The 8,983-nt window shown below is 43.9% G+C and carries 8 protein-coding genes; 2 read left to right on the plus strand and 6 right to left on the minus strand.

Going from position 1 to position 8,983, the window contains the following annotated elements; all coding sequences use genetic code 11:
• Nucleotides 1-604: 604 nt before the first annotated feature.
• The 3 genes from PGW94_RS00695 to PGW94_RS00705 all read right to left on the minus strand — a co-directional run bounded on the left by PGW94_RS00695 (nt 605) and on the right by PGW94_RS00705 (nt 4,388).
• Nucleotides 605-1,855, minus strand: a complete 1,251-nt coding sequence (locus PGW94_RS00695; RefSeq protein ID WP_271757480.1) for an MFS transporter — start codon at nt 1,853-1,855, stop codon at nt 605-607.
• A gap of 357 nt (nt 1,856-2,212) precedes the next feature.
• Nucleotides 2,213-3,661 (minus strand): 2-polyprenylphenol 6-hydroxylase, encoded by a 1,449-nt coding sequence (gene ubiB / locus PGW94_RS00700; RefSeq protein WP_271757483.1) that lies wholly within the window; start codon nt 3,659-3,661, stop codon nt 2,213-2,215.
• A complete protein-coding gene (locus PGW94_RS00705) occupies nt 3,654-4,388 on the minus strand; it encodes a metal ABC transporter ATP-binding protein (protein ID WP_271757486.1) in 735 nt (244 codons plus the stop codon). The genes ubiB and PGW94_RS00705 overlap by 8 nt, the downstream gene beginning before the upstream one ends.
• Here PGW94_RS00705 and PGW94_RS00710 point away from each other — a divergent pair.
• The gene (locus PGW94_RS00710) at nt 4,371-5,231 is read left to right on the plus strand and encodes a metal ABC transporter solute-binding protein, Zn/Mn family (RefSeq protein WP_271757489.1); all 861 of its coding nucleotides are present in this window, start codon (nt 4,371-4,373) and stop codon (nt 5,229-5,231) included. The genes PGW94_RS00705 and PGW94_RS00710 overlap by 18 nt on opposite strands.
• Before the next feature lie 687 nt (nt 5,232-5,918).
• Here PGW94_RS00710 and recR read toward each other — a convergent pair.
• From recR to PGW94_RS00725, 3 genes are all read right to left on the minus strand, one after another.
• The gene (recR, locus tag PGW94_RS00715) at nt 5,919-6,503 is read right to left on the minus strand and encodes a recombination mediator RecR (protein WP_271757525.1); all 585 of its coding nucleotides are present in this window, start codon (nt 6,501-6,503) and stop codon (nt 5,919-5,921) included.
• A gap of 80 nt (nt 6,504-6,583) precedes the next feature.
• Nucleotides 6,584-6,757: a twin-arginine translocase TatA/TatE family subunit gene (gene tatA, locus PGW94_RS00720; RefSeq protein ID WP_271757491.1), complete on the minus strand. Its 174-nt coding sequence runs from the start codon at nt 6,755-6,757 to the stop codon at nt 6,584-6,586.
• A 20-nt stretch (nt 6,758-6,777) separates the two neighbouring features.
• Entirely contained in the window at nt 6,778-7,809 is a 1,032-nt protein-coding gene (locus tag PGW94_RS00725) for an ABC transporter ATP-binding protein (RefSeq protein ID WP_271757542.1), read from the minus strand.
• A 318-nt stretch (nt 7,810-8,127) separates the two neighbouring features.
• Here PGW94_RS00725 and PGW94_RS00730 point away from each other — a divergent pair, with 318 nt between their 5' ends.
• Entirely contained in the window at nt 8,128-8,649 is a 522-nt protein-coding gene (locus tag PGW94_RS00730; RefSeq protein WP_271757493.1) for a protein-disulfide reductase DsbD domain-containing protein, read from the plus strand.
• Nucleotides 8,650-8,983: the final 334 nt, after the last annotated feature.

Here is an 8,983-nt window from a genome sequence, read left to right on the forward strand (position 1 = left end):
TGTGTACCCCACACCGGAAGGACATATTTGCTTAGCAACTCAGCATAGTTGTATCACCCATACAGCCTTGAATCCTACAACACTGCAGAGATTAAGTCATGGGAAGGCATAAACAATACGGCTCAAGTGCCTTATTACCCATTTTCAGCAGACACTTGGGATTGAAATTTTGCTAAGTATATGAATTTTAAGACTGCACAACGCAAATGCACTATTAATAAACGCGATGCACATGTCACATATTTATATAACTACTTTAATTTTTGCTATAAACTTATTCTATTTCTATAGTTAGAATCACTGTAACTTACAATGCCAACATATATTAAGTAAAGTGAGTAAGTAGAATCATAGCGGACAGGCACGCGGTGTTACCGGATCTTCAGGCAGCTCCCATGCATGATGCAACATTCCTGAATTTGCTAGCACAACGGGTATGGCATCAATTTTTAGCGCAGTATACAGCGTGCCATTACTGCGTTCACCGCATTAATAGCGACAAGAGGTTTGTGTTTTATGCACCAAATCTATGCGTCCATCTTGAGATCATGCCGAGTTTCCTGCAGGCAGAGCCCTTTCAAACCTACTGGCAACTCTGGATATCTTAACAAAGTTTGCTTCGTGCAGCTTTGGAATGCAGTACAAGACCAAGTAGGCCATAATACAGAACCGCAATGATAGCTGTAACAAGAAGAAGATCTGCCAAGGAATGGTAACGTGCCAATGCAGTCAAGCCCAGCACAATAGCACCTGAGAGCAAACACATAAAGCCATTGACTATTGCGCAATACGTCGTCAAAGCCCCAGCAAGCGCCATATCGCTGCCCAGAGTAAATGCTATCATGTGGCCACCCGAAAAGAACCCAAAAAGAGCTGTAAGTAGGTAATAAAAGCTGTTATCCCACACAAAACCACCAGCTACTATACCATCTTGAATAGGCAACATCATCAAACAAAGGAGGCTCAGGCCTTGCATTAATCCGGAAACTGAAAAAATGTACTCTCGTCCTTTTCTGAGTAGAGAATATAAGAAACATGCACACGGTGAACCTAAAGCAAAACCCACCCACGCGTATACGGAAGCCACGGTACCGATTTCACCATTGGTTTTGTGCAATAACACACCGGCTACAGAAAAAAATAGACCGAACTCCATGCCACCAATCAACGATATGGTAAGAACATTGGGCATTGTTGTAACTCTGACTATACTGCGAACTGTTTCCAAAAACCCTATGCTCCCACCACGAAATTCATACGCCTCAGGATCTCTTGCAGTGCACAATATCATCACGGATACGATGAATTGAAACACCGCAACCGACCACACAATAAAGCTAAAGTTAAACTTTAGAAATGCATCATAATACACAGAGACGTACCACGATAATGAGTAGAATATACTGTACATCATCTGAGCTATCCCGAACATTACCCCCGCAAGGGATTTCCTAAAAAAACCATAGCTTAGGTAACCAATACCTATAAAACCGAAAGATGATCCAAATGTTAGAAAAGACTGAGATATTATAACCATTAGTGGAAAATTGTGCTCATGAGTGTGTATCTGTAGCAACATACCCACAAACACAAAAAGTGCCGCTATTGGCAACATTAGCCTGCTCCCATAATGGTCTACAAGCACTCCAGAAAAAAGCTGAAATATGGAAAAGAAGCACATGTGAGTAAAGAGCAAAAGCGCAATTTTAATGTCGCTACCAAGCGCAACTTTACCAAATGTTGTATACATCCACTCGAAGCAACATACTGACAGCAACATTAGTACGGAGGATATCCACAAGACATATTGGCCATAAGTGCTATAGCTGCCTGATGTAAGGCCAGAATCCTTCATATAACGCGACATAAAATCTTGCCCTTCTGTCTAAGCTTTCTCACACAGCGCAACTGGAAGCGTCGCACAGTCCACTGTTTTGGGATACACGTACGTTTTATGGGGTACGCGTTGAAAAATATCAAGATGTTTTTGGATAACGCCCATAGCAAATCCTGATGCAGCCTCCTATGGAACACAGAGTCTTTGCCAGCAATACAGACATCAGAACCACCTACTATACCAATTGTGCTTTATAACTGTAAAAGTCGTTTCTATCCGGACTTAAACTTTACTTTATGAAGTGTTACTTTTAGATATATTGCGTACACATTTAATTGAGAATATAAAAGCATGTTACACATTAATGCTAAGCTTTTACTTTAGGTAGATAACAATGCCTAGTAACATGGTGATGATAATGAGGAAGACCACATATCTGGCGTTGCTTCCTCTTCTTTGAGATTGCAACTTTTCTTCATACGATATGACTGCATCCATGCATCTATTCACTTTCGATACAAAAGATCTGACGCGCACTGCGGATCTGAAGGCCTTGCTCTTCCTTAATCTCTCTACATACCCATCTCTCTGGTAGTGCTCCTTGACCCACAGCTCGGCAACTTTCCAAAAGTTCATGTCTGGGGCTAATTGCCGACACATACCTTCGACCAAAACCATTGTCTTCTGCAAAAGGAGTAATTGGGGCTGAACACTCATATTAAAATCCGCAGTAATTTTGAAGAGTTGGGCAAGTAGCTCTGCAATAGAAAAGCTTTGCGCATCAACATCAGCTATAGGTTCCCATATTGCGCGGCAGGCCGTAATAAAATCATCATGTCTACTTGGGACATAACCTGCTTCATAGTGTGCCTCCGCAACCCTTTTGTAATCACGATTCAAAAACCCAAGAAAAATTTCTGTTATAAAAAAACATGTTTCGCCATTTAGCCTGCCCATAATACCAAAATCTACCGCAACTATCCTACCATTTGCATCTACCATAAGATTACCTGGATGCATGTCTGCGTGGAAAAATCTGTCCCTGTATACCTGGTTGCAAAAGGAAACTATTAGTTTCTTCGCAAGCTCTTCCCGATTGCAAAGTGTGCCAACCTTGTGTATTGGAACAGCGTCTATCCACTCAAGAGTCAATACCCTTCTAGAAGTATGTTTCCAATCCACTGATGGAATGTAGAAGTTTGCTGCATCATCCAACAAGTTTTTGCGTAGCTCATCGGCGTTTGCAGCCTCAAATCTGAGATCTAGCTCCAGTTTACATATGTTTGAAAACGTCTCAACCAACTCTGGCAGCTTGAAACGGGTAAATATTCCTAGCGCCCTAGAGATTTCAGCAATTTTCTTCATCAAATTTATATCAGACGCAAACTGTGCTTCCACGCCTGGGCGCAGAACTTTCACAGCCTTGAGCTTGCCATCTAAAGTTCTAGCTTTGTGAACCTGAGCTATCGACGCTGCAGCAATTGGTTCTTCGGCGAACTCCAGAAAAATATCACCCATTTTCTTGTGAAATTGGCCCTCTATAATTGCGACGACATCACTGTACGGAAACGGCGGCAGTTGGTCACACATGAGCAGTAAATTTTCCGCCACATCTTCCCCTACTACATCCACTCTTGCAGATAGTGACTGGCCAAACTTTATGAATGTGGGCCCCAAACTCTTAAGGCATAAATATACCCTTCTTCCGTAACTCGGATCACGTAGTCTACGCGCGAGCAGCCCCGTCCCCGGCAGAACACCGTACGTAAGCAAAGCATAGACTATCCTGCAAAGTCGGATAGCGCCCCTTGTAGCATTAAACATTCTCTGGAAATACACTCATGAATTTTGCACTCTCAGTGATCTCCGCGGGAGTGCCCTCACAGCGGATGGAGCGATTTATACATATTACACGGTCTGAACATGCCATTACGCAGTGCAAATCGTGGGAAGTCATGATAACGCTTATACCGAAATGTGATACCAATTCGCCTATCAACCTGTAGAAGTTGTTCTTAGCCTCAACATCCATGCAGCTCACTGGTTCATCCAAAATTATAATACTAGGCTTCATAACCATGCATCGCGCCAAAAGCACAAGTTGCATCTCGCCCGAGGAGAGCTCTGAAACTTGCCGGGATAAGAGCCTTGATATATCGACGTATTGCATCACATCCTGCAGATCGGGATATGCTTTTCTGCACCACCCAGAACACGTAAGAAGGTACTCGACAGTCATAGGCATAAAGCTATTCACCCTAAAACCCTGCGGCATGTACGCTATCACTGGATCGCCCGTATATGTGATATTACCTATGTAATCTCGATTTATACCCACAAGAATACGCACAAGCGAAGTCTTGCCCCCGCCGTTCGGCCCTAAAATAGTGACTATCTCCCTTGGTCTTACTGACAGACTCACATTGTCAATGACCTTCCTATTTCCGTAGAACAGCGTTATACTGTCCGCCACGAGCATGGGTAACGCCGCTTTCTGTGCTCTTATTGCCACATTTGATACAGGTTCCTTGATGTGCTGACCGTAATACATGCTGTTCTGCTACTTGTGGCTATGGCACTGCCCATAGCAGGATATACCGTTCCAAAAGTGGCCGCAACCATAAATCCAATACACCTACTGGTAATCGACGTAGGGCGCGGAGTAGTGCAACCTGTGCTACCATCTGTTGGAGTATCTTGCGTGCATGATTACGTATTGAAACCTTCTGACGTGGCAGGTCTAAACTCCGCAAACATAGTGTTCTATGTTGACGAACACATGGAACCGTACATAAAAAAGCTTTCAAGAGATTCCGGGAAAACCCTTGTTCGTCTGTCGGACGTAGTGGAGCTTTTGCCACAGAGGTCATCCACGAATAGCAAACATGGGCACAACTTTATGGATTTCCATATATGGTTGAGCCCTGATAACGTAAAAAAAATCGTGAAGAAAATTTGCGCAACGTTATCTGAAGCAGACCCAGAAAACGCACCTATCTACCGTAGTAACACAAGAACAATCCTGCAAAACCTTGTTACAATGACTGACAACATCAGCAAGGTTCTGGAACCAGTAAAAGACATTCCCTACATAGTGGTACACGATGCGTATCAGTATTTCGATAGATTTTTCGGGTTAAATTTCGTCGCCTCTTTGCCCTCAAATCACGCTACAGCAAATGAACTGGTAGCGGCAAAAAATGCCGCAAAAAGACATTCGGTTAGGTGTATTTTTACTGATGTGCCTGATTACCAACATGGTCATAAACTAGTAAATGAAGCAGTGAAAGTGCGTTATTTAGACCCTGTTGGCATCTCAATACCTCCGAAAACCGGTGGATACTTTAAGCTCATGGAGACTTTAGCGCACGGGTTTAGGGAATGCCTTGAATAGCCCAATGTCGCTAATGAGGGCACATGCCTACGGAGCCATGCAGTGGCGCCTATTATCTGCTCGTTGCGATCATGCAAAACACAACGTTAATATGCATATATCCCGGTTCTTATTCAAAAAATCTAGCCTGCAGCGAACCTTTTGTCAGATGCAAAATAAGCATATAGATAAGGAATGCGGCTTTGCAGAGAGCTCATATTCTCGTGCCATGCAAAAATCCCAGTGCTGCAGGCAAGGCATCACAGAACTTGAACATACGCAAATGCGAATTCTGCCAATAATATAAACCCAGCAATTCGAATATTAAAGTAATTAGCGGCGATAGTGGAAGATTGCAGGTCTAGAAACAATTTGCACTTAGCATACCGGAGTCTCAGCACCCTTCATATCCAAACCAAGAATAACATTGGTGCCACATGTAAAAGAACCATCAGGACGCTTAAAGGCTTTCAAGCGCACACTTCGCCAATAACAAGAACCCGCAAAAACATGGTTAACCAATGCAAGCAGCACAGATGTACGCATCAGAAAACAGCAACCATTCCTGAAAAATGCTGGAACGTATAACGGCTAAGCCTGTCGTGCAATCGCGCACGTAACACAGTAGGAGCTCCGTAATAGCCAACGTTACGACCTCAGGCCACAATACAAACCAACTACCTTGCAATCAACCCACAGTGCGGAAAGTCATATCGTATATCTGGAAGCAAGCGCGGCCTGCAGAGTCCCCTCGTCAAGATAATCTATCTCACCACCCAGCGGGATACCACAGGCTAATCTTGTCACCTTAACGTCTAGACCCTTAACAGATTCAGCAATATAGTGACAGGTGACTTGGCCATCCATATCGTTCCCCGTGGCGACTATCACTTCTTTCACACCCTGCTGCCTGACTCTACTGGGCAAACTTCCAAGATTGAGATCCTCGGGCCCAATGCCAGAAAGGGCCGACAGCGCACCCCCTAGCACGTGATACATACCCGTATATATTCTCCCCTTTTCAAAAGCCCAGAGATCTCCCAACTCTTCAACCACACACAGTAGGCTTTTATCCCTACTAGCGTCTGCACAAATTGCGCAAGGAGACGTAGTGTCGAGATTAAAGCAAACTTCGCACTCTTTCGTTTGCTCACCAAGCTCCTTGATGCCATTAGCCAACGGCATCATTACATCCCTTTTGTTTCGCAATAAATGCAGAACTATCCTGCGAGATGAAGCCGGACCCAAGCTAGGAAGCTTTGAGAATAAGCTTATCAACTTACCAATGTCCATCACTATAAACAACGCTCAAGAGGCACAAAACACCAGAACCCACAAACTATTACTTAGGATACATAAACCCATAACGTTGACTAGTGGTTAGGCTTGTCTTCCGTGGTAGCAGCAAGCTTACCATCCTTTAACTCGCCTCTGAGGTTTCTTAGACCCTTGCCCAGATCTCCCATAACCTGTGGCAACTTGCCAGCGCCGAACAGTACCAGAATTATCACCAGTATCAAAAAAACCTGCCACGGACCCAAACTCATAATATGCACCCCCAAAAACATCAGAGCTTAAACAGCAAAGCCTTACTGTGATCCAGAGACACTCGTATAGTATCTCCTACTTCGGGTAAGACCGAACCATAAAACTTCATCCAGTACGCACTGTCACCAGTTGTTATGTATACCATATTATTGAAAAATCTCACAAGTTTCACCACTGCATCAGTGCCACTACCGTCTCGCAACACAATTGCTTCCGGCCTTATGCACACTGCAACCCGGCTGCCATTCTCCATAGTGTCGGCCTTAATACTCCCAAGCCCTAACGACACCATGCCATCACGAACAACGGATTCACAATAGTTGAGCGTGCAAAAAAACCTTGCAAGGTGAGCATCCTTGGGCGAGTTGTATATTTCATACGGAGAACCACATTGAACTATCTTGCCATCACGCATTACGTAGATTTTGTCGGCCATTTCCAAGGCTTCTTCCGGATCATGGGTCACCAAGACGACAGTAATTTTGTCTGATTTAATTACCGACAGCACCTCCGTCCTCATTTTTGCTCTGAGCATTACATCAAGATTTGAGAAAGGCTCATCAAGTAATACTATATCAGGATCTTGCGCCATAGTTCGGGCTATGGTGACAAGCTGTTGTTGTCCCCCTGAAAGCATATGAGGATACGCATCCCGAAAATTCGATATTCCTAAGGTGTCTAGGGCCTTTAGAGCATGTTTAACTCTTTTATCCCTACTTGATTCTTTCACAGCAAAGGCAACATTTTCCACTACTGTTTGGTGTTGGAATAGCGCAGGATGCTGAAAAATTAACCCAACATTCCGCTTCTCTGTAGATACGTGGTAATTTCTACACGCATCACTGACAATTTTCCCGTTTATCTCTATAGTGCCCGTAAGATTGTGCTCTAGGCCTGCAATGAGCTTGAGAATCGTAGATTTGCCGCACCCTGATGGGCCCAATAGGCACACAACCTCCCCTTTTTTTCCAGAAAAATCCTCGACCTCCAAGAGAAAACTGCTCTTCCTGTATCTGTGCGATACTCCACTGAGCTTCAGACCATTATCCACGAAGCTATCCTCATTCTTACGGCGATTAAAAACAATGGTATCACCCGTAGTGCTTATCCACAAGAAACCCCTTTGTAGTGGCGCCTTTGCTGACAACTTTAGGGGTCACCATATTACACTCTCCAAGCTTGACCATGTAAGGTATATTGCAGCAGTCACGCTTCAAGTATATTCAGAATCGCATTTCGCCTAGTTTTTGCGCATCTAGGTTTAAAATTGTAGCATATTTCCTTTCTTGTCGCTTGTGGCGTTATGCAGTTGCAATGCTAATAAAAAAGCAATAACGTCTTACATATGGAAAGGTAGAGAGGGTTTGCGTTGCTACGGTGTTGTTTTTACGTGCCTCTGTTGTGTCTTTTTATACTGCTGTTTAGTGCTCATAGCGCATTTGCGGTTGGGGCTCATGAATACGATAATCACGTTAACACGAGAGTCCTTGTTGGCTCTGTGAAGACAAACTCTGCCAAGATCGCCGTGCTGTGCGAAATTCAGCCTGGTTGGCACATATACGGCAAAGAGTCGGGTGATATAGGAATGCCTACACAGTTTTGGGTGGATGATACAGGAGTGCGTGACGTGACTGTGCATTGGCCAAAACCGACAAAGTTGCGTAATAGAGTGGGGAATCAGGTGCTCAGTAGTTTCACATATGGAGGGGTTACCGTGTTTCCCGTAACGCTGGGTATTAGAGATCGAGCTACGAGGTCAGTAAAACTGCACATGAGTTTTGCCGTATGCGGAGACGTATGCATACCTCAAAGGCGCATTTTGGAGGTCACTTTGCCGCAAAGTGGTTTCATAGATTACGAAGTCATGGATTTAATCCGCAATGTTAAGTAGGTGTTGTTCCCAGTAGTTTTTCTACATGTATGATAGCTGGGCAAAGGGGCTTATTTTTTTACCTCCAGATAAGGCACTCACAGGGCAGTGTGCTCGATCAAAAACTTGCAGAAAATGTTTCGGCTTTGCTGCAGTTAGTTCTATACAACCGGTTATAGTTGAATCTCCGCTACTCTGTTTATCAATCCGTAGTGAAATCGCATATGACCTCAAAAAGCGCAAAGTGCTGCTAGCATTGGTCTCTAGTACACATACATAAAAATGCACGCAGGTAATCCCTATTCGATAGTCGGAATTCTGTCACAAAGGAATATCGGGTGTTAAAAATACATAA

This window comes from Candidatus Anaplasma sp. TIGMIC (assembly GCF_028204095.1).
Lineage (GTDB): Bacteria > Pseudomonadota > Alphaproteobacteria > Rickettsiales > Anaplasmataceae > Anaplasma.

Coding starts and splice junctions, on each gene's coding strand:
- PGW94_RS00695 (WP_271757480.1), bottom strand. CDS start 1,855: ATGAAGGATTCTGGCCTTACATCAGGCAGCTATAGCACTTATGGCCAA.
- ubiB (WP_271757483.1), bottom strand. CDS start 3,661: ATGTTTAATGCTACAAGGGGCGCTATCCGACTTTGCAGGATAGTCTAT.
- PGW94_RS00705 (WP_271757486.1), bottom strand. CDS start 4,388: ATGTATTACGGTCAGCACATCAAGGAACCTGTATCAAATGTGGCAATA.
- recR (WP_271757525.1), bottom strand. CDS start 6,503: ATGGACATTGGTAAGTTGATAAGCTTATTCTCAAAGCTTCCTAGCTTG.
- tatA (WP_271757491.1), bottom strand. CDS start 6,757: ATGAGTTTGGGTCCGTGGCAGGTTTTTTTGATACTGGTGATAATTCTG.